This is a genomic window from Streptomyces avidinii (assembly GCF_045161815.1).
Taxonomy (GTDB): domain Bacteria; phylum Actinomycetota; class Actinomycetes; order Streptomycetales; family Streptomycetaceae; genus Streptomyces; species Streptomyces avidinii.
Map to the genome: position 1 here is coordinate 4,049,816 of NZ_CP108863.1, position 26,604 is coordinate 4,076,419.

A 26,604-nucleotide genomic window follows, 5' to 3' on the forward strand; every position below is an offset into this window, starting at 1 on the left:
CTGCCACCCGGTCGGGCTACCGTTGCCCGGGTCCCGCGTCCGAAGAACGACCGACAAACGTACTGAAGGAACCATGCACCGATCAGCCTCGCGCCTCACCCGCGTTCTCGCCTGCGCAGCCGTCCCGGTGATCCTCACCGTCGCCGGATGTTCGTCCGACTCGGGCAAGGAGTCGGGCTCGAACGGCAACAAGAAGTCCGGTTCGTCCTCCTCGGCCAAGCCCAACCCGAAGGCGTCCAAGACCCTGGCGAAGGCAACCTTCGCCACGCTCCCGGACCCGTGCAAGGCCCTCCAGCCGGCGACGATAGACACGCTCGTCCCGGAGGTTAAGGACAAGAACGGACTCGCGGCCAAGTCGAACGACCTGAAGAGCCGTGCCGGCTGCTCCTGGAACGGTCTGGACGAGGACGGTCTGAAGGGCTCGCAGTACCGCTGGCTCTCGCTCTCCTACTCCCGCTCCGACTCGGACGCCACGCTCGGCGACGCCAACAAGCGCGCCGAGGAGCAGTACAACAAGCAGGTCGAGACGGCGAAGGCCACCGAGGGCGCGCAGGACCCGAAGGTCGCGGCCGCCGACGGGGTCGGCGAGCAGGCGACGTCGGTCGTCTACACGGTGAAGAAGGACGTCGACTCCTTCAACACGACGGTCGTGGCGCGCGTCCAGAACGTGGTGGTCACGCTCGACTACAACGGCGCCGCGTACGAGGGGGCCGGTGCGCCGGACCACGCGAAGCTGCTCCAGGACGCGATCACCGCGGCCAAGGAGGCCGTGGCCTCGGTGGACACCGCGAACAAGGCTCCGGCGGAGCAGCCGGCGTCCCCGCAGCCCCAGTAGGAGCGGTCGCGGGGCGGGGCTCCTTGGGCGCCGGCATCCGGTCACCCGTACGCTGTGCCTGCTGCAGCTCGGTAAAGGCGCGGTAAGTGCCCCGCACGCAGCACCAGCACTCTGCGCTCGGTATGTGCTCGACAAGGGGAGGGGATCGCGGGTGGCCGCGATGCAACTGACTCGTACGCACCGGATACTCATAGGCGTCGTGGTCGCGGGCGCCGTGGTCATCGCGGGGATCGGGTTCGCGGGCTCGTATTCCGCGGTGCGTGCCCTCGCCCTGCAGAAGGGGTTCGGCAGCTTCTCGCTGGTGTTCCCGATCGGTATCGACGCGGGCATCTGCGTCCTGCTCGCGCTGGACCTGCTGCTGACGTGGCTCCGGATCCCCTTCCCGCTCCTGCGTCAGACGGCCTGGCTGCTGACGGCCGCGACGATCGCCTTCAACGGCGCGGCCTCCTGGCCGGACCCGCTGGGTGTCGGGATGCACGCCGTGATCCCGATACTGTTCGTGGTGACGGTGGAGGCCGCCCGGCACGCGGTGGGCCGGATCGCGGACATCACCGCGGACCGGCACATGGAGGGTGTGCGCATCACTCGGTGGCTGCTGTCGCCGATACCCACCTTCAAGCTGTGGCGCCGGATGAAGCTGTGGGAGCTGCGCTCCTACGAGCAGGCGGTCGGCATGGAACAGGACCGGCTGATCTACCAGGCGCGCCTGCAGGCGCGGTACGGGCGTTCATGGCGGCGGAAGGCTCCCGTGGAAGCGCTGATGCCGCTGAAGCTGGCGAAGATCGGCGTGCCGCTCGCGCAGACCACCCCGGACGCGCTGGCGGCGACGGGCATCGAGCCGGCGGTGCTGCCGCCGGTGGAGCAGCAGCTCGGCCAGCAGCAGGCCCCGGCCGCCCTGGCGGCCGCGCCCGGGCAGTTGGCCGAGCAGCCCCAGGCCCAGGCCCAGCAGCCCCAGGGCCAACAGCCCCAGGCTCAACAGCCGCAGCCGCAGCCGCAGAACCAGGCCGGCGCCGTGCAGCAGGCCCCGCCGCCGTTCGCGGTGGACCCGACGGCCATGCCCGCGGCCCACAACAGCGCCTGGTTCGCCGCGCCGCTGGCCCCGCAGGCGGCGTACGAGGGCGGCTACAACCCCCAGTACGTGGAGGGCCTGGAGCCGACCCCGGTCCTGCCCCCGATGGGCCCGGACGAGGAGCGGCCGACGCAGCAGGAGGTCCTGATTCCGGCCCCGCGCGAGGAGGACGGCCCCGAGACCCCGGACGAGGCCGAGTTCGCCGAGGCGGCGTACAAGGTGTTCTGCGCGCTGGTCCAGGAGACGCAGGACTACCCGTCCGCCGAGGCTCTCGACATCACGCTGTCGGACCGCTTCGGCGTGACGCACCCGCGCAGCGGTTCGCTCCTGCGCCGGATGATCCCGTCGTTCCGGCAGCAGCACCACAAGGACCGGGAGGCCGAGCCCGCGTAGCGGCAGGCCCCGTCCCGACGTACCGCCATGCGGAAGGGCCCGCACCCCGAGGGGTGCGGGCCCTTCCGCATGCTTCCTACGGGCTCAGACGGCGAGCAGCTTGCGCACGCGGTCCGCGCCCACCGCCAGCAGCAGCGTGGGCAGTCGCGGACCGGTCTCGCGGGTCACGAGGAGGCGGTACAGCAGCGCGAAGAACGTCCGCTGCGCGACCTTGAGTTCCGGCGTCGGCTTGGCGTCGGGCTCCAGTCCGGCCATGACCTTCGGAACGCCGTAGACGAGCGTGGTCAGCCCGTCCAGGGACCAGTGCGAGTCGAGCCCTTCGAGCAGCAGCCGCAGCGACTCGCGGCCCTCGTCGTCCAGGGACGACAGCAGCTCGGCGTCGGCGTCCTCGCGCACGAGGGTCCGCTGGTCGGCCGGGACCTGGGTGGTGATCCAGTTCTCGGCGCGGTCCAGGCGCGGCCGTACCTCGTCGAGGGAGGTGAGCGGCTGCGTCGGGTCGAGGTCCGTCAGGATCCGCAGGGTCTGCTCGTCGTGGCCGGCGGTGATGTCGACGACGGACGCGAGCGTCCGGTACGGCAGCGGCCGCGGGGTGCGCGGCAGCTCGGCGGCCGCGGTGCGCACGGCGCGGGTGTGCGCGGCGGCGTCGGCGGGCAGGACGGAGCCGTCGGCGACCTTGGCCTCCAGCTTGTCCCACTCGTCGTAGAGCCGCTGGATCTCCTGGTCGAAGGCGATCTTGAAGGACTGGTTGGGGCGGCGGCGCGCGTACAGCCAGCGCAGCAGCTGCGGCTCCATGATCTTCAGCGCGTCGGCCGGGGTGGGGACCCCGCCCTTGCTGGAGGACATCTTCGCCATGCCGCTGATGCCGACGAACGCGTACATCGGTCCGATCGGCTGCTCGCCGCCGAAGATGTGCACGATCTGCCCGCCGACCTGGAAGGACGAGCCGGGCGAGGAGTGGTCGACACCGGAGGGCTCGAAGATCACGCCCTCGTAGGCCCAGCGCATCGGCCAGTCGACCTTCCAGACCAGCTTGCCGCGGTTGAACTCGCTGAGCTTGACCGTCTCGGTGAACTCGTCCTCGGTGCAGACGTAGGTCATCTCGGTGGTCTCGTCGTCGTACGAGGTGACCTTGGTGAAGTCCTTGCCGCACTCGCCGCAGTACGGCTTGTACGGGAAGTAGCCGCCCTCGCCGGTGCTGCCGTCGTCCTCGGCGGCCGCGCCGGAGCCCTCGGCGGCCTCCAGCTCGGCCTCGTCGGCCTGCTTCTGCTGGGGCTTCTTGCCGCCCGGCTTCTGCTTGGTGCGGTACTGGTCGAGGACGGCGTCGATGTCGCCGCGGTGCTTCATGGCGTGCAGCACCTGCTCGCGGTACACGCCGGAGGTGTACTGCTCGGTCTGGCTGATCGGGTCGTACTCGACGCCCAGCTCGTCCAGGGCGCCGATCAGGGCGGCCTTGAAGTGCTCGGCCCAGGTGGCGTACGGGGATCCGGCCGGAGCGGGGACGGAGGTCAGGGGGCGGCCGATGTACTGGCCGTAGGTCTCCTCGTCCACGCCGGGGATGCCCTGGGGCACCTTCCGGTAGCGGTCGTAGTCGTCCCAGGAGATCAGGTGCCTGACCTCGATGCCCCGGCGGCGGATCTCGTCCGCGACCAGGTGCGGGGTCATGACCTCGCGGAGGTTGCCCAGGTGGATCGGGCCGGAAGGCGAGATTCCGGACGCGACGACGACAGGTTTGCCGGGTGCTCGGCGCTCCGCCTCGGCGATGACCTCGTCCGCGAAACGGGAGACCCAGTCGGTCTCGGTGCTGCTCTGAGCCACGACACGTCCTTCTACTCGAATGCTGGCTTCAGCCATTCTCCCAGACGGATCGGGCCGCTCCGGGGTTGCTCCACGGCCCCATATCCAGAAGAACCGGCAGCGGCCGCGTGGGATACTCGGCACTTGTCGGAACAACCAAGTGCACCCACCGGCACAACCTCACAGGAACGGCAGCTCATGGCCTCGGTCCCTTCCCTCGCTTCTTCCGTCAATCAGCGCGTCGCGGACGCCCTCGCCTCCGCGCTGCCGGAGGCCGGTGCCACCGACCCGCTGCTGCGACGAAGCGACCGGGCCGACTTCCAGGCCAACGGCATCCTGGCGCTCGCGAAGAAGGCCAAGGCCAACCCGCGCGAGCTGGCGACGACCGTGGTCGAGGGCATCCCGACCGGTGACCTGATCCGGGAGATCGAGGTCTCGGGCCCCGGCTTCCTGAACATCACCATCACCGACCGGGCGATCATCGAGACCCTCGCCGCACGGGCCGGCGACGACCGCCTCGGCGTCCCGCTCGCGGCGAACCCGGGCACCACGGTGATCGACTACGCGCAGCCGAACGTCGCCAAGGAGATGCACGTCGGGCACCTGCGCTCCGCCGTCATCGGCGCGGCGATGGTGGAGATCCTGGAGTTCACGGGCGAGAAGGTGGTCCGCCGCCACCACATCGGCGACTGGGGCACCCAGTTCGGCATGCTCATCCAGTACCTGCTGGAGCACCCGCACGAGCTGGACCACAAGTCGGACGAGGAGGTCTCCGGCGAGGAGGCCATGTCCAACCTGAACCGCCTCTACAAGGCCTCGCGCGCGCTCTTCGACTCCGACGAGGAGTTCAAGACGCGGGCCCGGGCCCGGGTGGTGGACCTCCAGGCGGGCGACCCCGAGACCCTTTCCCTCTGGCAGCGGTTCGTCGACGAGTCGAAGATCTACTTCTACTCGGTCTTCAACAAGCTGGACATGGACATCCAGGACCCCGACGTGGTCGGCGAGTCCGGCTACAACGACATGCTGGTGGAGACCTGCAAGCTGCTGGAGGAGTCGGGCGTCGCCGTCCGCTCCAACGGCGCGCTCTGCGTCTTCTTCGACGACGTCAAGGGCCCGGACGGCAACCCGACCCCCCTGATCGTGCAGAAGTCGGACGGCGGCTTCGGCTACGCGGCGACCGACCTGTCGGCGATCCGCGACCGGGTGGGCAACCTCGGCGCGACCGAGCTCATCTACGTGGTCGACGCGCGGCAGTCCCTGCACTTCAAGATGGTCTTCGAGACGGCGCGCCGGGCGGGCTGGCTGAACGACGAGGTCAAGGCCGTGCAGCTGGCCTTCGGCACGGTGCTCGGCAAGGACGGCAAGCCGTTCAAGACCCGTGAGGGCGAGACGGTCCGGCTGGTGGACCTGCTGGACGAGGCCGTCGAGCGGGCGACGGCCGTCGTGCGCGAGAAGGCCGAGAAGGTGGGCCTGACCGAGGCGGAGATCGTCGAGAACGGCCAGTACGTCGGCATCGGCGCGGTGAAGTACGCCGACCTGTCGACTTCGGCGGCACGCGACTACAAGTTCGACCTGGACCAGATGGTCTCGCTGAACGGCGACACCTCGGTGTACCTCCAGTACGCGTACGCCCGTATCAAGTCGATCCTGCGCCGGGCCGGCGACCGCAAGCCGGTCGCGCACCCGGAGCTGGAGCTGGCCCCGGCCGAGCGCGCGCTGGGTCTGCACCTGGACCACTTCGGCGAGCTGATCGCCGAGGCGGCCGCGGACCACGCCCCGCACAAGGTGGCGGCGTACCTCTACCAGCTGTCCTCGCTGTTCACGACGTTCTACGACCAGTGCCCCGTCGTGAAGCCGGAGCCGGAGTTGGTGGTGGGCGAGAACCGCCTCTTCCTGTGCGACCTGACGGCCCGCACGCTGACGAAGGGCATGTCCCTCCTCGGCATCCGCACCCCCGAGAAGCTCTGACCTGCCGTTACCGCTGACGGATGGGCGCCGCCCCGGCCTTCGGGCCGGGGCGGCGCCGTTTCGATCAGCCGAGAATGCGCCGTACCGGCTGTCCCGTGACCCGGGCGACCGTCTCGAAGTCGGCGTCCTGGTGAAGGACGGTCAGCCCGTGCTGCTGCGCGATGACCGCCACCAGCAGGTCGACGGGGCTCGCGCACTGGTGGGCACCGGCGTCCGCCAGCCGCCGCTGCAGGGCTTCCGTCTCCGCCCACACGGAGTCACGTGCGGTCCAGTAGGGGAACACGTCCCGGAGCAGGCCGTCCGCCTCGTAGTAGGCGGGCCGACCGCCGACCGCGCGCAGGAACTCCTGCCGGACCGGCTCGCACAGTCCCACCCGGCCGGACTCGACCAGTCGGTCCCACTCGGATCCGGCCTGACGCCGGTAGAACCGCACGAGCGCGCTCGTATCGATGAGGAAGTCCTCGCTCACGCTGCCGGCTGCTCCTTGCCATCCGCCGGACCGTCGACGTAACCGTGCCCGATCGCCCCGAAGTCGATCTCGCCCTCGTCGACCATCTGCCGCATCCGCTCGACGGCCGCCGCCCGGCGCCTGCGGTCCGCGACCTCGCGGAGGGCGGCGTTGACGGTGTCCTTCTTCGTGGTGGTACCGAGGAGCTGCGCGGCTTCGGCGAGCGCGTCGTCGTCGAGGTCGATCACCGTTCTGGACATGGCCGCCTCCGGATCATCGCCGTATATACAATTCAAGAAAAGGATATCAATGGCGCGTCGGTCGCACCAAGGTCCCACCCGATGGCCCCCGGCGCATCCGCCCCGGGGCCGTCGCGTTCCCCGGCCGCGGCCGGGCCCCGACGGCTAGGGTGGACGTGTCCGATCCGAGGAGGAACCGGAAATGACGACCGCGACACCTGAGCCCGGCGGATCCGTGCCGCCGATGCCGGAGTACACGCCGAAGGCGTTGCGCGCCGCCATAGCCGCCCACGCTCCGGCGCTGCTGCCCGACTTCGACAGCGCCTGGCGGCAGCAGATCGCCGACGCCTACGACATCGCGCCGGTGCCCGCGTTCATGGCCCGCTGGTGGGGCGAGTACGCCCTCGCACGCGACCCTGGGCTGGACCGCCACGTCAACGATCTCGAAAAGCGGGCGGCCGAAGCCACGGACGCCGAAGCGGCCCGCAAACTCCTCGACGAGGCGTCTCGCATCCGCCACGAGCTGCGCAAGCGGGAGCCCGGCGAGTGAGCGAAGAGTTCACCGGGCCTCCGTGGGCCGTGGACTGTACCCAGGACGCCGAGAAATATCGGCTCGGTCTGCCCGAGACTGCCCGCGAGGCGCTCTGGGACGTCCTCTTCGAGCTGCGCACGTCGCACACCGTACCGCGGGGAGAACGTGGAACCCGCGCGGTCCACCGTCCCCCGGGGCCCTCACATCGCGTACTTCGACGGCTTCCGCGGGTGGATCCGATTCACCTTCCTCCCCAGGGTGGCCGAGCCACAGATCGTGGTCGAGGAGATCTTCTGGCAGTAGGAGCGGGCAGAGCGGTCCAACTGTTCACCCGTACGGCTCGATTCGGGCCGTACGGGCCGGGTAGGGGACGGCCCGTCCTTCCCCCATCCGCCACCGGAGGCATCCGTGCCCGACATGAACGGCCCCTACAAGCCCGGCACCCCGTGCTGGATCGACCTGATGGTTCCCGATCAGCAGGCCGCCCTCGACTTCTACTGCGACCTGTTCGGTTGGCAGGGCGAGGTCGGCCCGGCCGAGCAGGGCGGCTACTCCGTCTGCACGCTCAAGGGGCAGCCCGTCGCCGGCATCATGAAGGCGATGAACCCGGACGGCACCGTCCCGGACCCGATGCCGCCGACCGTGTGGACCACGTACCTGTCCACCGACGCCATCGACTCCACCCTCAAGGCCGTCACCGACGCCCACGGCACGGTCATGGTCGGCCCGATGGACGTCATGGACCTCGGCCGGATGGCCGTCATCGCCGACCCGACCGGTGCGGTCGTCGGCTTCTGGCAGCCGGGCACCTTCGACGGCGCCGGCATCGTCAACGAGCACGGCGCCCTCATCTGGAACGAGCTGAGCACCAGCGACGTCCCCGCCGCCGCCGCGTTCTACTCCGCCGTCCTGCCGATCACCACCGCCGCCTCCCACATGCCGGGCGCCGAGGGGTACACGGAGTTCAAGGTCGCCGGCCGCGTGGTGGGCGGAATGATGAACCTGGACAAGGCACCGCCCGGCACTCCCCCGAACTGGCTGCCGTACTTCCAGGTCGACAACGTCGACGAGATCCAGGCCGCCGCCGAACGGGCCGGGGGCAACGTCCTCGCCCCCGCCTTCGACATGGTGGCGGGCCGCATGGCCGTCCTGACCGACCCGCAGGGCGGACCCTTCGCGGTGATCACGGCGACCATGCCGGAGCCGACCGCCTGATGTGACCCGGCGCACAGGGAATGTTCGCCCTGTGCGCCCCCTCCTTCCCGGTGACGGTTCGTTCACCACGAAGGGGGCTCACATCATGAGGAACAAGCGCACGGGAACGGCTGTCGCCGGACTGCTGGCGGCCGACGGACTGGCGCACCTGTACTGGGCCACCGGCGCGACCTGGCCCGCCGCCGACGAACGGGCGCTCTCACTGGCCGTCCTCGGCATCGAGACGTCCTTCGGGCCGGGCGCGGTGCTCCCGCTGGCCGCCGTGCTGCTGACCGGAGCCACCGCCGTCCTCGCCCGCACCCGCGGCCGCGGCGGCCGGGCGAGCCGCGCGGTCACCGCCGCGGTGGCGGCCGGCCTGGCCGTACGGGGCCTCGCGGGCCTCGGCTGGGCCGCCGGCCTCCTGCCGAGCCCGCCCGACAGCCCCTTCCACGCCCTCAACCTGGCGCTCTACACCCCGCTCTGCCTGGCTGCGGCCTGGGCCGCGGCCCGCCTCGCCGCTCAGCGGAACTCGCACCAGACGACCTTCCCGGGTGCCCGGGGAAGCACCCCCCATTCGTCGGCGAGCGCGGCGACGAGGGTCAGCCCCTGACCGTGCGGCTTCCCGGTGATCCGGGAGAACCCGGGCCCGCTGTCGTGGACCTCGATGCGGATGGTCGTGTCCTCGAAGCCGAACAGCCGCAGCAGGTACCCGCGGCCGGACGGGACGCCGTACCGCAGCGCGTTGGTCGCCAGCTCGCTCACGCAGAGCAACATGTCCTCGCGGCGTTCGTGCACGCCCCACGCCCGCAAGGTGTCACGTGTGAACTGCCGCGCAGCTGCGACGGTTCGGGGCGAGCGCAGGTAGAGACGCTCGCGCACGAGCGCCGCCTGAATAGTTGGATTCACCGGACGATCGTCGCGTTGCGTGACTAGCGTGTGGCTGAGCGCCGACCCGTACTCCTTGATGAGTACGGGTCGGCACGGGGTATTCCGCTTGCGTGGGTGGGGAGTTCGCTGTCATGCCACCGAGGAAACGAGTACGGCCGAACGCGACGACCATGAAGATGGTCGGCGCGATGGTGGCCGCCGCCCGCATCGCCAAGAACCTGACCCAGAAGCAGCTCGGAGAGCTGGTCCGGCTGGACGCCGAGACCATCGCCTCCATCGAACAGGGCCGCCGCGCCCTGATGCCGAACGTCGCCGAGCTGATGGACCAAGCCCTGGGGCTGCCGGGCCTGCTGACCGTGGCGGCCCACGGGATGCCGACCATGGACGCGACTCCGCCGTGGGCCGAGGAGTACATGGACCTCGAAGCCAGCGCGATCGCGCTTTCCTGGTTCGACAACCAGGTGGTGCCGGGCCTGCTCCAGACGGAGAACTACGCCCGGGCCGTCTTCAGGTGCCGCGTCCCGGCCCACCCTGAGGCAGAGATCGAGGCGCTGACCGCCCGCCGCATGGCACGCCAGGGGATTCTGCGCCGCAGCACGCCGCCGACCCTGAGTTTCGTGATCGGGGAGGCCGTGCTCCGCGACCGGCTCGGCGGGGACGAGGTGTACACGGAACAGCTGCGCCATCTCCGCGCCTGCGCCGACCTACCGGACGTGAGCCTCCAGGTGATGCCGCTGGGCGGGACCTCTCACGCCGCTCTCGACGGTCCGTTCACCATCGTGGAGACCCAGGCCCACCAGCACCTCGGCTACACCGAGACCCAACGTGGCAGCCATCTGATCTCGGACCCCAATGAGGTCAGCATCATGGCGCGCAGGTATGCAATGCTGCGGACTCAGGCCCTCAACACCGAGCAGACACGGGGCCTGTTGGACCGCCTGCTAGGAGAGACATGAGCGCCACGCCTGCACTGAAGTGGTTCAAGTCCAGCTACAGCGGCGATGAAGGCGGCGCCTGCCTGGAAGTCGCCGTGGCCTGGCACAAGTCCTCATACAGCGGCAGCGACGGCGGTCAGTGCGTCGAGGTTGCCACCTGCACCGACACGGTCCACGTCCGGGACTCAAAGGTCACAGGCGGCCCCGTCCTGGACCTCGCCCCGGCGAGCTGGGCACAGCTGACCGGGTGGGTCAGCCGGTAGCGTCTCCTCGCTCGGCGACCAGCGGGGCAAGGCCGTCCAGGATGCGGTCCAGGCCGAAGCGGAACTGGAAGTCCGGCTCGCCGGCGCCGCTGAACGCGTCGGAGTCCAGCAGCCGCGTCACCGCCGGGTGGCTGTCCGGGCCGGCGAGCAGCCGCAGCGTGCGGACGTACTGGGCCAGGGCCTGCTCAGGGGCGACGCCGGACTTCACGATGGCGTCGATCATGTCCGCGGCCATGGTGGCCTCGTTCCGCACCAGGCCGCCGATCAGGATGATCGTGGAGAGCTTCTCGCCCTCCTTCAGGCCCGTACCGGCCATCGCTCCGAGCCCCCGGTCCATCCAGGCCAGCTGGTTCGGGGTCGCGGGCGGGGCCGTGATCGGGATGCGCAGGATCCAGGAGTTGGCCATCAGTACGGCCCGCTGCGCGTACGCCCAGTTCGTCAGCAGCTCGCGCCACCCCCACCCCTCCGCCTCCGGCGGCAACGGCGGTGGGGTGCCCACCCCCGCGTCCGACATGAGGACGTACAGCTCCTCCTTGGCGGCGACGTACCGGTAGAGGGACATCGTCGAGACGCCCAGCTCCTTGGCCACGCGGCCCATGGAGACGGCGTCCATCCCCTCACCCGCGGCCAGCGTCACGGCCGCCTCCACGATCTTCGGCAGCGTGAGCGTGGGGCGCGGCCCCTTTCCGGGGCGTTCGCGCAGACCCCAGGCCATTTCCAGACTCGCCGGGAGTCCGGTCCCGCTGTCCTCGTCCGCCATGACCGCCCACTCCTCGATTGACCCCCATCCTAGTTCTGTGTATTACTTACACAGAAGAGCGTAAGGCATACGCAGAACGGCGAAGGGAGCACCGTCCCCCATGACCACGCACGCCTCAGGCGACCTCGGCATCCACGCCGCCGGCCTGACCAAGTCCTACGGCGACCTCCGCGTCCTCGACGGCATCGACCTGGCCGTCCCGCGCGGCAGCGTCCTCGCCCTCCTCGGCCCCAACGGCGCCGGCAAGACCACCACCGTCCGGATCCTCGCGACCCTCACCGCCGCCGACTCCGGAACCGCCCGCATCGCCGGGCTCGACACGGTCACCGAACGCTCCCGGGTGCGTGAACTCATCGCGCTCACCGGGCAGTTCGCCGCCGTCGACGAACTCCTGACCGGCACCGAGACCCTGCGCATGATGGGGCGGCTGACCGGGCTCTCCCCGCGCGCCGCCCGCGCCCGCGCCGACGAGCTGCTGACCCGGTTCGGGCTCACCGAAGCGGCAGGCCGCACCGCGAAGACGTACTCGGGCGGTATGCGGCGGCGCCTCGACCTCGCCGCGAGCCTCGTCTCCCGGCCCGAGGTGCTCTTCCTCGACGAGCCGACCACCGGACTCGACCCGCGCAGCCGCCAGGACCTGTGGGAGCTCGTACGGGAACTGCGCACCGACGGCACGACCGTCCTGCTCACCACCCAGTACCTGGAGGAGGCGGACCGGCTCGCCGACCGGGTCGCGGTCCTCGCCGACGGCCGCATCGCCGCCGAGGGCACCCCGGCCGAACTGAAGTCCCGCGTCGCCGGACACCGCCTGGACCTGACCCTCACCACCGGCGCCGCCTACGAGGCCCTCGCCCCGCGCGCCGTCCACCTCGCCCCCGACGAGCTCACCCTCGGCCTGCCCACGGACGGCACCGCCGCCCACGTCCGGGCCCTGCTCGACGAACTCGACCCGGACCGCACCGACATCGACCGCTTCACCCTGCGCAGTGCCACCCTCGACGACGTCTTTCTCGCCCTGACGGGAGCCGACCGATGACCGCCGTGCCCGTGAGCGCCTTCGCCCTGGCGGGCCGCAGCCTGCGCATCAGCAGCCGCCGGCCCGACGCGCTGATCGCCGCCCTGATGCTGCCCGTCATGCTGATGCTGATCTTCGTCTACTTCTTCGGCGGGGCCATCGACACCGGAACGGCGTACGTGACGTACGTGGTCCCCGGCGCGATGCTGCTCTGCGCGGGCTTCGGCGCGGCCTCCACCGCCGTCAGCGTCTCCGAGGACATGACGAACGGCGTCATCGACCGCTTCCGGTCCCTCGACATGGGCGCCGTCCCGATCCTCGCCGGGCATGTCGCGGCCTCGGTGGTGCGGAACCTGATCTCCACCACCCTCGTCCTCGCCGTCGCCCTCGCCATCGGCTTCCGGCCCCAGGCCGGCCCGGCCGCGTTCCTCGCCGCCGCCGGGCTGCTCCTCGCGTACATCACGGCGATCTCGTGGCTGGCCGCCGTACTCGGGCTGCTCGCCAAGTCGCCCGAGGCAGCGGGCGGGTTCACCTTCCTGATGATGTTCCTGCCGTACCCCTCCAGCGCCTTCGTCCCCATCGAGACCATGCCCGGCTGGCTCCACGGCTTCGCCGACCACCAGCCGCTGACCCCGGTGATCGAATCCCTGCGCGCCCTGCTCCTGGCGCAGCCCGCCGGTGACGCGCCGTGGATCGCACTGACCTGGTGCGCGGGCATCACGGTCGTCGCGGTGACCCTCGCGGGCGCGCTCTTCCGCAACAGGACCCGTTGAGGGACCCCTGTCGGAGCCCCTCAACGGGTCGATGGTGCGACCGCTCGCTCAGCCGCCCAGCGGGTAGGAAGTACGGCCCGTCGCCTCGTCGATCTCCGAGTGGGCCTTCTGCAGCATCTGCGACGCGATATCCATGAGCGCGCGAGCGCCCGCGATCTCTTCCCCGACCCTCAACTGCTCCGGGTCGGAGGGGTGACGCAAGGCATAGCCCCGCGCCTTGATCTCGGAGCCGTCCCCGAGCCTTACCAGGGCCGCCGCACTGGTGCGGTGGCCCTCCTCGGTGAATTCGAGCTCCACATGCCACCCGACGAGCGTGGCCATGGTGCATCACCTCCAGGGGGTCACCCTTCCCTCCAGAGTGCGCCCGCGGCGGACACGACGCGAGCCGGGCGGCCTTCGGGCCGGGGTGGGGTGGCGGGGCGTCGTCTCAATGCGCCGGGGGCCGCTGCGAGCGAAGGTGTAGACGTCCTCCGGGAGCCGTAGCAGCGCGGCTTCCCAGGTGGCGGCCTCGGTGGATCGGGTCGGCATGGACTCCTCCTGTCAGGGCTCAGATGTCGCCGAATGCCCAGAACAGCCCGACCTCGGTCTCGGAGACGACGACCAGGCCGCAGTCCTCCCCGTAGAAGGTCATAGGCAACCAGCCCATGGGCTTCCCGAAGTCCAGCGTGCCGACGTGCCCGATAGAGCTGACGTTGGTGTGACAGGTGAACGCGTCCCCGTAGCGGGCGAGGATGGTGCGGGCCCGGCCCTGAAGCTCTTCGAAGCTCTCGGTGAACCTTTCGAGGTTCCGCAGGGTGCAGCCGTCGTCGGTGAGTGCGAGAAGGAGATTCTCGGCGCTCGCACGGTCGATCTCGTACAGCCGTTCCCTGACGTCGGCCGGGGTGAGCGGACGGGACGGATCGGCCCTGAAGGACGGGCGGCAGAACGGGAAGGCGGGGTGTTCCTGAGAGCGCTCGTTCGCGGTGTCGTCGAGCCCCGCCCAGCCGCGCGGGTCGGGGACGGCGCGCTCCATGACGGCGAGCACGTCGGCAGACCAGTCCTCGTGCCCCCGCGGACCGGTGGCGCTGAACGTGAACGCGTCCTCGTACAGGTGCCGCACCGCCGCTTCCCAAGACACCTTGGAGACCTTGAGATCGCCGTCCTGCATGTCCGCCCCTCTGTGGCACTGCCGCGCCAAATACGCATGTACGCCTATGAGGTTCGCAGTTCAGCGGGCCGCGCGCCTGAGTGCGCGTACTCACGTTCGGGATCAGGCCGGGTCGTCCGGGGGCGTCGCCGGCTTCGCGTGGAGGACCGCGCGGGCCTGTTCCGCGGCGCGGGTGATGCCCTCGGAGACGAAGTCCATGAAGCGGGCGATGTTCTCCAGGCGGTTGGCGGCCGGGGTGTCGGGGCCGAGGATGCTCACGCCCTGGCGGGCGGTCGCGATGATCTGGGCGTTGACGCGGGCGGAGGCGATCGTCGCCTGGTACCAGACGTCGTCGTCCACGAAGTAGCGCTCGCGGCGGCGCTCGTCGCGTTCCCTGCGGACGAGGCCCTGGCCTTCGAGGAACGTGATCGCCTTGGAGATGGACGCCGGACTGACCTGGAGGCGCTGGACGAGTTCGGCCGCGGTGAGGCTGCCCGTGTCGGTGATGTAGAGGCAGGCCATCACCCGGGCCATCATCCTGGGCGTCCCCGCCTGGACGAGGACGTCCGTGAAGGCCTCCTCGTACTCGCGCACCGCCTCGGGGTCGCGCCCGTGGGCCTGCGGGGGCGCCTCGGCGCCGCGGGGCACGGACTGCCTGCGGTGCGCGCGGCGTTCGGTGGCGCGGTGCGCCAGCTCGGCGCGGTAGGCGCCCGGGCCGCCGTTGCGCATGACCTCGCGCGAGATCGTCGAGGTCGGACGGTCCAGGCGCCTGGCGATCTCGGCATAGGCGAGGTCGTCGGCCAGTCCCAGCGCGATCTGCTGGCGTTCCTGCTGGGTGAGCCTGCCTCCCGGCATCGCGATCTCCTTCGTGGTGGGTCCGTGGTGTCTCCCACTATAGCGTTCACTTCCATTTCATTGCAACGAACAGCGGGTGCACTGTTGCATTAAGCGCGAAACCATTGCAATGAAATACAACGCTTGACCTGCACGAATGCTGATTGCGCGCAACGAGTCTGTTGCCAGAGCAGCGAACGCAACGTAGCTTTTCATTCATCAGAAACAGCAGGGCGCACCGGGCGCCCGCTGCGGAAGAAGGAGAAGCACCATGCAGAAGTTCGCCACCACCTCCCCCGTCACCGCCGTCCTGGACATCCCCGCCGGACGCATCCGCCTCATCGCCGCCGACCGCGCCGACACCACCGTCGAGGTCCTCCCCGCCGACGCCGGCAAGAGCCGCGACGTGAAGGCGGCGAAGGAGATCCGGATCGGATACCGCGACGGCGTCCTGCGGATCGAGGCACCGGCCCCGAAGAACCGGATCCTCGGAAACTCCGGATCCGTCGAGGTCACCGTCCAACTGCCGGCCGGCTCCCGCGTCGAGGCGAAGACGGCCGCCGCCGAGTTCCGCGGCGTCGGGCGCCTGGGAGACCTCGCCTTCGAGGGGGCCCAGGGCACGGTCAAGGTCGACGAGACCGCCGGCGCCCACCTCACCCTCCTCGCCGGCGACATCACGGTCGGCCGACTCGGCGGCCCCGCACGGATCAGCACCCAGAAGGGCGACCTGAGCATCGCCGAGGCCCAGCACGGCGCGGTCGAACTCTCCACCCAGGCCGGTGACATCACCGTCGGCGCCGCCCGCGGCGTCTCCGCCTCCCTCGACGCCGGCACGAGCTACGGCCGCATCCACAACTCGCTCCGGAACAACGGCGCCGCCGACCTCACCATCCACGCGACCACCGCCTACGGCGACATCACCGCCCGCAGCCTCTAAGGAGAACCCCTCATGACCAACCTGGCGATCGCGGCGAACGGGCTGCGCAAGTCCTACGGAGACAAGACCGTCCTCGACGGCATCGACCTGGCCGTCCCCGAAGGAACGGTGTTCTCCCTGCTCGGCCCGAACGGTGCCGGCAAGACCACCGCCGTCAAGATCCTCTCCACCCTCGTCACCCCCGACGCCGGCGACCTGCGCGTCGCCGGCCACGACCTCGCCACCCACCCGCAGGCCGTCCGCGCCGCGATCGGTGTCACCGGCCAGTTCTCCGCCGTCGACGGCCTGATCACCGGCGAGGAGAACATGCTCCTCCTGGCCGACCTGCACCGCCTGTCCCGCCGCGAGGGGCGGCGGGTCACCGCCGAACTCCTGGAGCGCTTCGACCTGGTCGAAGCCGCATCCAAGCCCGCATCCACCTACTCCGGCGGCATGAAGCGCCGCCTCGACATCGCGATGACCCTGGTCGGCAGCCCGCGGATCATCTTCCTCGACGAGCCGACCACCGGACTCGACCCGCGCAGCCGCCACAACATGTGGCAGATCATCCGCGAGCTCGTCTCCGACGGGGTGACGGTCTTCCTCACCACCCAGTACCTGGAGGAGGCCGACCAGCTCGCCGACCGCATCGCCGTCCTCAACGACGGCAGGATCGCCGCCGAGGGCACCGCCGGAGAGCTGAAGCGGATGATCCCCGGCGGACACGTCCGGCTCCGCTTCACCGACCCGGCCGCCTACCGGTCCGCCGCCCTCGCCCTGCCCCGAGTCACCCGTGACGACGAGGCACTGGCCCTGCAGATCCCGAGCGACGGCAGCCAGCGCGAGCTGCGCACCCTCCTCGACCGGCTGGAGAACGCCGGCATCGAGGCCGACGAACTCACCGTGCACACCCCCGACCTCGACGACGTGTTCTTCGCCCTCACCGGCGGCGGCACCCGCATCCCCGACCAGCCCGGCCAGTCCGGCCAGCCCGGTCAGCCCGGTCAGACCAAGGAGAACGTCCGATGAGCAACTTCTCCCTCGCCGTCCGCGACTGCTCCACCATGCTCCGCCGCAACCTCCTGCACGCCCGGCGCTACCCGTCGCTGACCCTGAACCTGCTGCTCACCCCGGTCATGCTGCTCCTGCTCTTCGTCTACATCTTCGGAGACGTGATGAGCGCGGGCATGGGCGGCGGCGGCGCCGACCGCTCCGAGTACATCGCGTACGTCGTCCCCGGGATCCTGCTGATGACCATCGGCAGCACCGTCATCGGGGCCGCGGTGTCCGTCTCCACCGACATGTCCGAGGGCATCATCGCCCGCTTCCGTACGATGGCGATCTTCCGCGGCTCCGTGCTCATCGGGCACGTCGTCGGCAGCGTCCTGCAGTCGATCGCCAGCGTGGTCCTCGTCGGCGCCGTCGCCGTCGCCATCGGCTTCCGCTCCACGGACGCCACCGCCCTGGAGTGGCTGGCGGCGTTCGGACTGCTCGCGCTCTTCGCCCTCGCACTCACCTGGATCGCCGTCGGGATGGGCATGGTCAGCCCCAATGCCGAGGCCGCCAGCAACAGCGCGATGCCGCTGATCCTGCTGCCGCTCATCTCCAGCGCGTTCACCCCGATCGACGCGATGCCGGGATGGTTCCAGCCGATCGCCGAGTACCAGCCCTTCACCCCGGCCATCGAGACCCTGCGCGGCCTGCTCCTCGGCACCGAGATCGGATACAACGGCTGGCTCGCGGTCGCCTGGTCCATCGCCCTGGCCGCCCTCGGCTACCGCTGGTCGACCGCCTCGTTCAACCGCGACCCGAAGTAACCGCCATGACAGCACGACCCGTTCCGCCCCAGGGCGGCGTGCCCCGACACCACGGTCGGAGTGCGCCGCCCGTCGGCATTCCGCCCCACCGCCGCAACGCCGGCGCCGTGGCAACGGCCGGGCGTCAGCGGGCCTCGCGCAGCCAGCCCGCGACCTCGGTCGCCCAGTAGGTGAGGATCGTGTCGGCGCCCGCCCGCTTGATGCCCAGCAGGGTCTCCAGCATGGCCCGGTCGCGCTCGATCCAGCCCTTCTCCGCCGCCGCCTCGATCATCGCGAACTCGCCGCTGATCTGGTACGCCGCCACCGGTACGTCCACCGCCTGCGCGACCCGGTACAGGATGTCGAGGTAGGGACCGGCCGGCTTGACCATCACCATGTCCGCGCCCTCCTCCAGGTCGAGGGCGAGCTCCCGCAGGGACTCCCGGGCGTTCGCCGGGTCCTGCTGGTACGTCTTGCGGTCGCCCTGCAGCGAGGAGGCGACGGCCTCGCGGAAGGGGCCGTAGAAGGCGGAGGTGTACTTCGCCGTGTAGGCGAGGATCGAGACGTCCTCGTGCCCGGTCTCGTCCAGCGCGTCACGGATGACGCCGACCTGACCGTCCATCATGCCGCTGGGCCCGACCACATGGACGCCCGCGTCCGCCTGGACCTGCGCCATCTCGGCGTACCGCTCCAGCGTCGCGTCGTTGTCGACGCGCCCGTGCTCGTCCAGCACGCCGCAGTGACCGTGGTCCGTGTACTCGTCCAGGCACAGGTCCGACATGATCACCAGGTCGTCCCCGACCTCCGCCTTCACATCACGGATCGCGACCTGCAGGATCCCGTCCGGCTCGGTGCCCGCCGTGCCCAGCGCGTCCTTGTTCTCGTCGGCCGGAACACCGAACAGCATGATCCCGGCGACCCCCGCCTCGACCGCCTCCACGGCGGCCTTCCGCAGCGTGTCCCGGGTGTGCTGCACGACCCCCGGCATCGCGGAGATCGCCAGGGGCTCGCTGATGCCCTCCCGGACGAACGCCGGGAGGATCAGGTCCGAGGGGTGCAGCCGGTTCTCCGCGACCATCCGCCGCATCGCCGGGGTGGTGCGCAGCCGGCGGGGCCGCGAACCGGGGAAGGATCCGTACGCGCTCATCTTCAGTCGCCTCTTCGAGCATCGACAGCAGTCCGGACAAGGGTAGAGCCCGGGCCCCCCGCACCCGGGCTCCACCCGTCCCCGGACCGACCGGCCGACCGACCGGCTCCCCGGACGGCCGCCCGCCCGGTGGTCAGTGCGAGAGCTCGACCGACAGGTACGGGGCCAGCGCCCGCAGGAAGTCCGGCGCGTCGAACATCGCGGCGGCCGAGGCCACCCCCGTCGTCCGGGTGCGCCCGGACAGCAGGCGCTCCACCGCCTCCACCGCCAGCGGCGCCGTGACCGCGTAGATGTCCCGGCCCCGGGCCGTGGCGCGGCGCTCGGCGCCGCCCGCGCGGACCAGGACGTCCACGACGAAGGTCTGGTCCGACCGGCCGAGGTCGTCGACCGCCTCCGGCGCCGGCGTGTCCGCCCCGGCGAGGTCCCGCGCGGCCTCCACCGCCATGTACGTACGCACCTCGGGCACGGCCACGTGGCTGGGCACGGTGACGACATCGGCCATGGTGAACTCCGCGATCACCGTCCGCCGGCCCAGCGGCTCCGGGAAGAGCCACTCCTGCTCCGACAGCTCGTCCCCGTGGTACTGCAGCGCGCCGTCCGCGAACCGCACCCGGCGGCCGCCGCGGCGCTCGTGGGACACCTCGCCGGCCTCCCGGGTGCCCGCCGTGGGCTGCCAGCTGCTCAGCCCGTACGCGACGTGCACCTCGTCCGCCGCCGTCCACTCGCCCATGGCCGCGGCGACCAGCAGGTCACCCAGGCCCCCGTAGAAGGCCATGGCCGGCACCACGGGCACCGCCGCCGTGCGGGCGGCCTCCGCGCGGTCGGCGAACATCGCCGCGTTCGCCTCGATCTCCGCCGCGACGTCGACGTACGGGATCCCCGCGCGCAGGGCCGCCTCCACGACCGGGCCCCCCGTCGTCGCGAACGGTCCGGCGGCGTTGATCACGGCCGCCGCTCCGGCGAGCGCCCGGTCCAGCGAGGCCGGGTCGTCCACGGCGGCCGGGCGGACGAGCACGTCCCCTGCTCCCTCGGCGGCCAGCGCCGCCAACCGGTCGGCGTTGCGGCCGGAGACGACGGTGGCGATACCGCGCCTGCGCAGCTCGCCGACGATGAAGCGGCCGGTGTGTCCCGTCGCCCCGTAGACCACCACGGCGCCCGTCGCGCCCGTCGTACCCACCCTGCTCGTGCTCATCGCGTTCCCCGTCCCCTGTGCCCACTGTGCCCGCTGTGCCCTCTGCGGCTCGATGAACCCAGTCTCGGGGCGGGCGGGCCCGCACCGTGATGGTCCGGAACGACATCACCCGTACACTTTCGGACATGCCCACAGTCGCCCTGGCGGCCGCCGGTCACCTGCTGCACTTCGAGCTGGCGGTGGCCTACGAGATCTTCGGCAATCCCCCGCTCGACGCCCCGCAGGGCTGGTACGACGTCCTGCTCTGCGGCCCCGGCCCCGTGCGCGTCGGCCCCTTCACCGTCGAACCCGAGCACGGGCTGGAGCACCTGGCCCGGGCCGACACCGTGATCGTGCCCGCCTGCGCCGACGTCGACGAACCGCCGCCGCCCGAGCTGGTCGAGGCCGTACGAACGGCCCACGCGGCCGGCGCTCGGGTCGCCTCCCTGTGCACCGGGGCCTTCGTCCTCGGCGCCGCGGGCCTGCTCGACGGCCGGCGGGCCACCACCCACTGGGCGCACGCCGCGGAGCTGAGCGCACGTCACCCACTGGCCGAGGTCGACGCGGACGTCCTCTACACGGACAACGGCAGCGTGCTCACGGCCGCGGGCAAGGCCGCCGCCGTGGACCTGTGCCTGCACCTGATCCACCTCGACCACGGCGCAGCCGTCGCCAACTCCATCGCCCGCCGCCTCGTCATGGCGCCGCACCGGCCCGGCGGTCAGGCCCAGTTCGTCTCCACCCCGGTCCAGGAATCGGGCGGCGGCGACCACCGGCTCGCCGACCTGCTCGCCTGGGCCCGGCAGCGCCTCGACCGGCCGCTGACCGTCACCGACATGGCGCGCCGGGCCAGTACGAGCCCGCGCCATCTGGGACGCCGGTTCCGGGCGGTCACCGGCCAGACCCCGCTGCAATGGCTGCTGACCCAGCGCGTGCGCCGCGCCCAGGAGCTGCTCGAAGCCACCGACGAAACGATCGAGGCAGTCGCCGTCGCCACCGGCATGGGCACCGCCACCACCCTGCGGCGCCAGTTCAAACGGGTCGTCGGAGTCCCGCCCGACAGCTACCGCCGCGCCTTCCGCAGCGCGAACCCCGCCTGACGGCGACCGGAAACGCAAAGGGCCCGGGTGCGCACCGCACCCGGGCCCTCAGCTGTACACCGACCGTCAGGTCGTACGGCGCCTGCGCGCCCCCGGCCGTCGCTCGCTCGGCCGGAACACCGTCTCACCGGCCTCCTTGGCCGCCTCGCGGCGCGCCGCGCCGTACTCGGCGAGGGCCTCCGCCAGCTTCGACACCGACGGCTCCGGGGACAGTACGTCCACGCGCAGCCCGTGCTCCTCAGCCGTCTTGGCCGTCGCCGGCCCGATACAGGCGATGACGGTCACGTTGTGCGGCTTCCCGGCGATCCCGACCAGGTTGCGGACCGTGGAGGAGGACGTGAAGAGCACGGCGTCGAAACCGCCGCCCTTGATCGCCTCACGCGTGTCCGCCGGCGGCGGCGACGCGCGCACCGTCCGGTAGGCGGTGACGTCGTCGACCTCCCATCCGAGCTCGATCAGCCCGGCGACCAGCGTCTCGGTCGCGATGTCGGCGCGCGGCAGGAACACCCGGTCGATCGGGTCGAAGACCGGGTCGTAGGGCGGCCAGTCCTCCAGCAGTCCGGCCGCGGACTGCTCGCCACTGGGCACCAGGTCCGGCTTCACGCCGAACTCCACGAGCGCGGCGGCGGTCTGCTCGCCCACCGCGGCGACCTTGATGCCCGCGAAGGCGCGCGCGTCGAGCCCGTACTCCTCGAACTTCTCGCGGACGGCCTTCACGGCGTTGACCGAGGTGAAGGCGATCCACTCGTAGCGGCCCGTCACCAGGCCCTTCACCGCGCGCTCCATCTGCTGCGGGGTGCGCGGCGGCTCCACGGCGATGGTCGGCACCTCGTGGGGCACCGCGCCGTACGAACGCAGCTGGTCGGAGAGCGAAGCGGCCTGCTCCTTGGTGCGAGGTACGAGCACCCGCCAGCCGAACAGCGGCTTCGACTCGAACCAGGACAGGTCCTCGCGCCGCGCGACGGCGCTGTGCTCACCGACCACGGCTATGACGGGCCGGGCGCCCTCGGGCGAGGGGAGCACCTTGCCCTGCTTGAACACCTGGGCGATCGTGCCCAGCGTCGCGCACCAGGTCCGCTGCCGCGTGGTGGTACCGGCGACGGTCACGGTCAGCGGGGTGTCGGGCTTGCGCCCGGCGCTCACCAGCTCGGCTGCTGCCGCCGAGACCGTCTCCAGCGTCGCGGACACGACGAGGATGCCGTCGCTCGCGCCCACCTCGCTCCAGCAGCGCGCCGAGGCCGTCCGCGCGTCGACGAACCGCACGTCCGCGCCCTGCTTGTCGCGCAGCGGGACACCGGCGTACGCGGGTACGCCCACCGCGGTGGCGACACCGGGCACCACCTCGAAGGGGATGCCCGCGGTGGCGCAGACGAGCATCTCCTCGGCGGCGTTCCCGTCGAGGCCGGGGTCGCCCGTGACGGCACGTACGACCCGCCTGCCGGAGCGTGCGGCCTCCATGACAAGATTGGCCGCGTCCCGGATAACCGGGACCCCGGCGGCTGCTGACACTTCGTCAGCAATCGTCAGCTGCGGCGTGTCGACATTCGCGCGCGCATGCGTCCGTACGACCTCGAGCACCTCGGGCTCCGCGATCAGTACGTCCGCGGCGGCGAGCGCCTCGACGGCGCGCAGCGTCAGCAGACCCGGGTCGCCCGGGCCGGCACCGAGGAAGGTGACGCGGCCGTGGGCGGCGACGGCCGGATAGGCGGAGGTGGTCGGAATTGAGGGGTTCAAAGCGATCGCTCCCCCATCAGACCGGCCGCGCCCTTGGCCAGCATCTCGTCCGCGAGTTCGCGGCCGAGCGCCATGGCCTCGTCGTACGACTGGGGCACGGGACCGGTGGTGGACAGCTGCACCAGCGTCGTGCCGTCGAGGGTTCCGACGACGCCGCGCAGGCGCATTTCATTGACAATCTCCCCGTCCGCCAGAAGGTCGGCGAACGCGCCCACGGGTGCGCTGCAGCCTGCCTCCAGGGCGGCGAGCAGGGAACGCTCGGCGGTCACGGCGGCCCGGGTGTGCGGGTCGTCGAGTTCGCCGAGCGCGGCGACGAGGTCCGTGTCGGACGCGAGGCACTCCACGGCCAGGGCGCCCTGGCCGGGAGCCGGCAGGACGCTGTCGACGGACAGCAGGTCGGTCGCTTCGTCACCGCGACCGATCCGGTTCAGCCCGGCGGCCGCCAGCACGACGGCGTCGAGCTCGCCGTCACGGACGAAACCGATCCGGGTATCGACGTTGCCGCGGATCGGCACCGTCTCGATCCGCTTGCCGAGCGACAGCGCCAGGTGGTTGAGCTGGGCGGTGCGCCGCGGCGACCCGGTACCGATCCGGGCACCGTCGGGCAGCTGCTCGAAGGTCAGACCGTCCCGGGCGACGAGCGCGTCCCGCGCGTCCTCGCGGCGCGGCATGGCCGCGATCACGAGGTCGTCGGGCTGCGCCGTCGGCAGGTCCTTCAGCGAGTGCACGGCGAAGTCGACCTCACCGCGCAGCAGCGCGTCGCGCAGGGCCGTGACGAACACGCCCGTCCCGCCGATCTGCGAGAGGTGCTCGCGCGAGACGTCGCCGTAGGTCGTGATCTCCACGAGCTCGACGGCCCGGCCGGTGACGGCCCGTACCGCGTCGGCGACGTGCCCCGACTGGGACATGGCCAGCTTGCTCCGCCGCGTACCGAGCCGCAGCGGCTGGTCGGGACGTGTGTTCATGATGCCCGTCCTGGGTCGTCGTCGTTCATCGGATCGGCCGCGTCCGCCCGGCTGACGGAAGCAACCGTCTGAGGGTCGAGGTCGAAGAGTTCGCGCAGCGCTTCCGCGTACCCGGCGCCGCCGGGCTCGCTCGCGAGCTGCTTGACGCGCACGGTCGGCGCGTGGAGGAGCTTGTCCACGACGCGGCGCACGGTCTGGGTGACCTCGGCACGCTGCCGTTCGTCGAGGTCGGGCACCCGCCCGTCGAGGCGCGCCACTTCCATGGCCACGACCTCGGCCGCCATGGCCCGCAGGGCGACGACGGTGGGCGTGATGTGCGCGGCCCGCTGCGCCGCCCCGAAGGCCGCCACTTCCTGGGCGACTATCCCGCGCACGGCGTCGACGTCGGCCGCCATCGGGGCGTCGGCGGACGCCTCGGCGAGCGACTCGATGTCCACGAGCCGTACGCCCGGGATCCGGTGCACGGCCGCGTCGATGTCCCTGGGCATGGCCAGGTCGAGCAGCGCGAGCCGGACGGCGGTGGGCCGGGCCTGCGTACGGGTGCTCCTGCGGGGCTGCCGCTGCGCGGCGGCCTCGCCCTGGTCGGCCCAGGTCCCGTGCAGTTCGAGGGAGTTGGCGTCGACCCCGGTCAGCGCGGAGCGCCCGTCCGGCCCGACGGGACACCCGTCGGCCTCCACGGGAGCGCTGATGGTCCGAGCCGCCCCGGCATCGGCCAGCCGCCTCCCGCCTTCGGCAGCGGCCGCAAGACGAGCCACGACATCGGCCAACTCCAGCCCCGCCAGGGGGTACCTCCCAGCGGTAGCTGGGGGAGTTTGAGGCGCGGGGTCCGGGGCGGCGCCCCGTTCCTCCAGCCCCGCCGGCGTTTGAGGCGCGGGGTCCGGGGCGGCGCCCCAGGACACGGCGGCCAGCACGTCGTCGGCGGTCAGCACCAACCCCGTCGCACCGGTGCAGGACACCACGAGGTCGACTCGTGTCAGTTCGTCGGCGACGCGAGCCATCGGCACGGCCACGGCCGAGACCCCGGTGCCCGAGGCAACCAGAATCTCCGCAAGCCGCTCCGCCCGGTCGGCGGTCCGGTTCGCCACGACGATCTCGGCCACGCCGACCCGCGCCAGCGTCGCCGCGGCCAGCGAGGACATCGACCCGGCCCCGATCACCAGCGCCCGCTTGCCGGCGGCCCACTCGCCCACCGGCACGTGCACGGCCAGCTGCTCCAGCCCGAAGGTCACCAGCGACTGGCCCGCCCGGTCGATCCCGGTCTCGGAGTGCGCCCGCTTGCCGACCCGCAGCGCCTGCTGGAACAGGTCGTTGATCAGCCGGCCGGCGGTGTGCAGCTCCTGCCCCAGCGCCAGCGCGTCCTTGATCTGGCCGAGGATCTGCCCCTCGCCCACGACCATCGAGTCCAGTCCGCACGCCACCGAGAACAGGTGGTGCACCGCCCGGTCCTCGTAGTGCACGTACAGGTACGGGGTGAGCTCCTCCAGCCCGACCCCGCTGTGCTGCGCGAGCAGCGTGGACAGCTCCGCGACGCCGGCGTGGAACTTGTCCACGTCCGCGTACAGCTCGATCCGGTTGCAGGTGGCGAGCACGGTCGCCTCGGTCGCCGGTTCGGCGGCGAGGGTGTCGTGCAGCAGCTTCACCTTGGCATCGGCGGCCAGCGAAGCCCGCTCCAGCACGCTCACGGGCGCGCTGCGGTGGCTCAGCCCTACGACGAGCAGACTCATGCCGGCATCACCGCCGGCACGTCACCCTCGGGCCCGCCCTTGCGCGTCTCGGCGGCGCTGCGCCCGGCCGGCGGCACCACGGCCGCGGCGGGGGCGGCGCCGCCCACGGAGGAGCCGCCGGCGGCAGCGGCGGCCGCTTCCTCACCGGCCTTGCGCTGCTCGTGGAAGGCGAGGATCTGGAGCTCGATGGAAAGGTCGACCTTGCGCACGTCCACGCCCTCGGGCACGGACAGCACGGTGGGCGCGAAGTTCAGGATGGAGGTGACGCCGGCCGCGATCAGCCGCTCGCTGACCTGCTGCGCCGCACCCGCGGGGGTCGCGATCACGCCGATCGAGACGCCGTTCTCCTCGATGATCTTCTCCAGATCATCGGTGTGCTGCACGGACATGCCGGCGACCGGCTTGCCGGCCATCGCCGGGTCGGCGTCGATGAGGGCCGCGACACGGAAGCCGCGCGCGGAGAACCCGCCGTAGTTGGCGAGCGCGGCGCCGAGGTTACCGATCCCGACGATGACGACCGGCCAGTCCTGGGTCAGGCCGAGCTCGCGGGAGATCTGGTAGACGAGGTACTCGACGTCGTAGCCGACGCCGCGGGTCCCGTAGGAACCCAGGTACGAGAAGTCCTTGCGCAGCTTCGCGGAATTGACTCCGGCGGCGGCCGCGAGCTCCTCGGAGGACACCGTGGGCACCGATCGCTCGGAGAGCGCGGTGAGGGCACGCAAGTACAGCGGAAGCCGGGCGACAGTGGCCTCGGGAATACCTCGGCTGCGGGTCGCCGGTCGGTGAGTTCGGCCAGTTGCCACGATGCTCCTGCGGGATGAGCGGGGCTGCAGGCGGCCACTTGTCCCAGGACCGCCCCGTCGACAGCAGGCTATGCCTTTGTGAACGCGTGCACAAAGATTGTGTCCGCTTTGTCCGACCAAAGTGACCGGGGTCACGCGAGTTCGGCAGACAAAGCCGGAACCAGCGGCACGCCGAACCCGTT

Annotated in this window: 29 protein-coding genes; 15 read left to right on the forward strand and 14 right to left on the reverse strand. The window is 71.4% G+C overall.

All coding sequences use genetic code 11. From position 1 onward, the window contains the following. Nucleotides 1-73: 73 nt before the first annotated feature. Entirely contained in the window at nt 74-835 is a 762-nt protein-coding gene (locus tag OG373_RS17860; protein WP_405439201.1) for a DUF3558 family protein, read from the forward strand. A gap of 151 nt (nt 836-986) precedes the next feature. Beyond that, a complete protein-coding gene (locus OG373_RS17865; protein ID WP_405439202.1) occupies nt 987-2,297 on the forward strand; it encodes a DUF2637 domain-containing protein in 1,311 nt (436 codons plus the stop codon). An 84-nt stretch (nt 2,298-2,381) separates the two neighbouring features. Here OG373_RS17865 and lysS read toward each other — a convergent pair whose 3' ends face one another. Further along, nucleotides 2,382-4,112: a lysine--tRNA ligase gene (gene lysS, locus OG373_RS17870; RefSeq protein WP_397734989.1), complete on the reverse strand. Its 1,731-nt coding sequence runs from the start codon at nt 4,110-4,112 to the stop codon at nt 2,382-2,384. A gap of 177 nt (nt 4,113-4,289) precedes the next feature. Here lysS and argS point away from each other — a divergent pair, with 177 nt between their 5' ends. Then, nucleotides 4,290-6,059 carry an arginine--tRNA ligase gene (gene argS / locus OG373_RS17875; protein WP_405439203.1) on the forward strand — a complete coding sequence of 590 codons (1,770 nt, stop codon included), beginning with the start codon at nt 4,290-4,292 and terminating at the stop codon, nt 6,057-6,059. A 64-nt stretch (nt 6,060-6,123) separates the two neighbouring features. Here argS and OG373_RS17880 read toward each other — a convergent pair whose 3' ends face one another. Continuing rightward, nucleotides 6,124-6,528, reverse strand: a complete 405-nt coding sequence (locus OG373_RS17880) for a PIN domain nuclease (protein ID WP_405439204.1) — start codon at nt 6,526-6,528, stop codon at nt 6,124-6,126. Further along, entirely contained in the window at nt 6,525-6,767 is a 243-nt protein-coding gene (locus tag OG373_RS17885; RefSeq protein ID WP_405439205.1) for a type II toxin-antitoxin system VapB family antitoxin, read from the reverse strand. Before OG373_RS17885 ends, OG373_RS17880 begins: the two co-directional genes overlap by 4 nt. 181 nt (nt 6,768-6,948) lie before the next feature. Between OG373_RS17885 and OG373_RS17890 the strand changes: the two genes are divergently transcribed. The 4 genes from OG373_RS17890 (at nt 6,949) to OG373_RS17905 (ending at nt 9,082) form a co-directional block, all read left to right on the forward strand. Continuing rightward, complete coding sequence (locus OG373_RS17890) at nt 6,949-7,296, forward strand: DUF6247 family protein (RefSeq protein WP_398668376.1); 348 nt, start codon at nt 6,949-6,951, stop codon at nt 7,294-7,296. Between the two features lie 147 nt (nt 7,297-7,443). Further along, nucleotides 7,444-7,581 carry a hypothetical protein gene (locus tag OG373_RS17895; RefSeq protein ID WP_405439206.1) on the forward strand — a complete coding sequence of 46 codons (138 nt, stop codon included), beginning with the start codon at nt 7,444-7,446 and terminating at the stop codon, nt 7,579-7,581. Between the two features lie 114 nt (nt 7,582-7,695). Beyond that, entirely contained in the window at nt 7,696-8,493 is a 798-nt protein-coding gene (locus tag OG373_RS17900; protein ID WP_405444101.1) for a VOC family protein, read from the forward strand. An 85-nt stretch (nt 8,494-8,578) separates the two neighbouring features. Next, a complete protein-coding gene (locus OG373_RS17905; RefSeq protein ID WP_405439207.1) occupies nt 8,579-9,082 on the forward strand; it encodes a DUF3995 domain-containing protein in 504 nt (167 codons plus the stop codon). Here OG373_RS17905 and OG373_RS17910 read toward each other — a convergent pair. Then, the gene (locus OG373_RS17910; protein ID WP_397734995.1) at nt 8,992-9,378 is read right to left on the reverse strand and encodes an ATP-binding protein; all 387 of its coding nucleotides are present in this window, start codon (nt 9,376-9,378) and stop codon (nt 8,992-8,994) included. The two genes, OG373_RS17905 and OG373_RS17910, sit on opposite strands and share 91 nt — an antisense overlap. 113 nt (nt 9,379-9,491) lie before the next feature. On the opposite strand from OG373_RS17910, the gene OG373_RS17915 reads away from it, so the two are divergent. Next, nucleotides 9,492-10,316 carry a helix-turn-helix domain-containing protein gene (locus tag OG373_RS17915; protein WP_405439208.1) on the forward strand — a complete coding sequence of 275 codons (825 nt, stop codon included), beginning with the start codon at nt 9,492-9,494 and terminating at the stop codon, nt 10,314-10,316. Further along, nucleotides 10,313-10,558: a DUF397 domain-containing protein gene (locus tag OG373_RS17920; protein WP_405439209.1), complete on the forward strand. Its 246-nt coding sequence runs from the start codon at nt 10,313-10,315 to the stop codon at nt 10,556-10,558. The genes OG373_RS17915 and OG373_RS17920 overlap by 4 nt, the downstream gene beginning before the upstream one ends. Here the strand turns inward: OG373_RS17920 and OG373_RS17925 are convergent. Continuing rightward, entirely contained in the window at nt 10,548-11,318 is a 771-nt protein-coding gene (locus OG373_RS17925; protein WP_405439210.1) for a TetR/AcrR family transcriptional regulator, read from the reverse strand. The genes OG373_RS17920 and OG373_RS17925 overlap by 11 nt on opposite strands. A 100-nt stretch (nt 11,319-11,418) precedes the next feature. Here OG373_RS17925 and OG373_RS17930 point away from each other — a divergent pair, with 100 nt between their 5' ends. Together OG373_RS17930 and OG373_RS17935 are read left to right on the forward strand one after the other, a co-directional pair. Then, the gene (locus OG373_RS17930) at nt 11,419-12,354 is read left to right on the forward strand and encodes an ATP-binding cassette domain-containing protein (RefSeq protein ID WP_405439211.1); all 936 of its coding nucleotides are present in this window, start codon (nt 11,419-11,421) and stop codon (nt 12,352-12,354) included. Then, on the forward strand, nt 12,351-13,106 hold the full coding sequence (locus tag OG373_RS17935; RefSeq protein WP_405439212.1) for an ABC transporter permease: 756 nt from the start codon (nt 12,351-12,353) through the stop codon (nt 13,104-13,106). The genes OG373_RS17930 and OG373_RS17935 overlap by 4 nt, the downstream gene beginning before the upstream one ends. Before the next feature lie 48 nt (nt 13,107-13,154). Here the strand turns inward: OG373_RS17935 and OG373_RS17940 are convergent, their stop codons facing one another. From OG373_RS17940 to OG373_RS17950, 3 genes are all read right to left on the reverse strand, one after another. Then, entirely contained in the window at nt 13,155-13,427 is a 273-nt protein-coding gene (locus OG373_RS17940) for a DUF1876 domain-containing protein (RefSeq protein WP_189970925.1), read from the reverse strand. A gap of 226 nt (nt 13,428-13,653) precedes the next feature. Further along, nucleotides 13,654-14,253, reverse strand: a complete 600-nt coding sequence (locus OG373_RS17945) for a hypothetical protein (RefSeq protein ID WP_405439213.1) — start codon at nt 14,251-14,253, stop codon at nt 13,654-13,656. Between the two features lie 102 nt (nt 14,254-14,355). After that, the gene (locus tag OG373_RS17950; RefSeq protein ID WP_405439214.1) at nt 14,356-15,087 is read right to left on the reverse strand and encodes a helix-turn-helix domain-containing protein; all 732 of its coding nucleotides are present in this window, start codon (nt 15,085-15,087) and stop codon (nt 14,356-14,358) included. A 250-nt stretch (nt 15,088-15,337) separates the two neighbouring features. On the opposite strand from OG373_RS17950, the gene OG373_RS17955 reads away from it, so the two are divergent. From OG373_RS17955 to OG373_RS17965, 3 genes are read left to right on the forward strand one after another with little or no spacing between them, the layout of a single operon-like run. Further along, nucleotides 15,338-16,003: a DUF4097 family beta strand repeat-containing protein gene (locus OG373_RS17955; protein ID WP_397735013.1), complete on the forward strand. Its 666-nt coding sequence runs from the start codon at nt 15,338-15,340 to the stop codon at nt 16,001-16,003. A 12-nt stretch (nt 16,004-16,015) separates the two neighbouring features. Continuing rightward, nucleotides 16,016-17,011, forward strand: coding sequence for an ATP-binding cassette domain-containing protein (locus tag OG373_RS17960; protein ID WP_405439215.1), 996 nt, complete (start codon nt 16,016-16,018; stop codon nt 17,009-17,011). Further along, complete coding sequence (locus OG373_RS17965; RefSeq protein WP_405439216.1) at nt 17,008-17,799, forward strand: ABC transporter permease; 792 nt, start codon at nt 17,008-17,010, stop codon at nt 17,797-17,799. The genes OG373_RS17960 and OG373_RS17965 overlap by 4 nt, the downstream gene beginning before the upstream one ends. A gap of 124 nt (nt 17,800-17,923) precedes the next feature. Here OG373_RS17965 and hemB read toward each other — a convergent pair whose 3' ends face one another. After that, nucleotides 17,924-18,925, reverse strand: a complete 1,002-nt coding sequence (hemB, locus tag OG373_RS17970) for a porphobilinogen synthase (RefSeq protein ID WP_405439217.1) — start codon at nt 18,923-18,925, stop codon at nt 17,924-17,926. A 133-nt stretch (nt 18,926-19,058) separates the two neighbouring features. Then, nucleotides 19,059-20,117, reverse strand: coding sequence for a saccharopine dehydrogenase NADP-binding domain-containing protein (locus OG373_RS17975; RefSeq protein WP_405439218.1), 1,059 nt, complete (start codon nt 20,115-20,117; stop codon nt 19,059-19,061). 125 nt (nt 20,118-20,242) lie between these two features. Here OG373_RS17975 and OG373_RS17980 point away from each other — a divergent pair, with 125 nt between their 5' ends. Further along, the gene (locus tag OG373_RS17980; RefSeq protein WP_405439219.1) at nt 20,243-21,196 is read left to right on the forward strand and encodes a helix-turn-helix domain-containing protein; all 954 of its coding nucleotides are present in this window, start codon (nt 20,243-20,245) and stop codon (nt 21,194-21,196) included. A 66-nt stretch (nt 21,197-21,262) separates the two neighbouring features. Here the strand turns inward: OG373_RS17980 and OG373_RS17985 are convergent, their stop codons facing one another. The 4 genes from OG373_RS17985 to OG373_RS18000 are packed head-to-tail and all read right to left on the reverse strand — an operon-like array spanning nt 21,263 to nt 26,422. Continuing rightward, the gene (locus OG373_RS17985) at nt 21,263-22,930 is read right to left on the reverse strand and encodes a uroporphyrinogen-III synthase (protein WP_397735026.1); all 1,668 of its coding nucleotides are present in this window, start codon (nt 22,928-22,930) and stop codon (nt 21,263-21,265) included. Then, the gene (gene hemC / locus OG373_RS17990) at nt 22,927-23,895 is read right to left on the reverse strand and encodes a hydroxymethylbilane synthase (RefSeq protein WP_397735028.1); all 969 of its coding nucleotides are present in this window, start codon (nt 23,893-23,895) and stop codon (nt 22,927-22,929) included. The genes OG373_RS17985 and hemC overlap by 4 nt, the downstream gene beginning before the upstream one ends. Beyond that, complete coding sequence (locus OG373_RS17995; protein WP_405439220.1) at nt 23,892-25,619, reverse strand: glutamyl-tRNA reductase; 1,728 nt, start codon at nt 25,617-25,619, stop codon at nt 23,892-23,894. The genes hemC and OG373_RS17995 overlap by 4 nt, the downstream gene beginning before the upstream one ends. Further along, nucleotides 25,616-26,422: a redox-sensing transcriptional repressor Rex gene (locus OG373_RS18000; RefSeq protein WP_189970950.1), complete on the reverse strand. Its 807-nt coding sequence runs from the start codon at nt 26,420-26,422 to the stop codon at nt 25,616-25,618. Before OG373_RS18000 ends, OG373_RS17995 begins: the two co-directional genes overlap by 4 nt. Between the last annotated feature and the right edge of the window lie 182 nt (nt 26,423-26,604).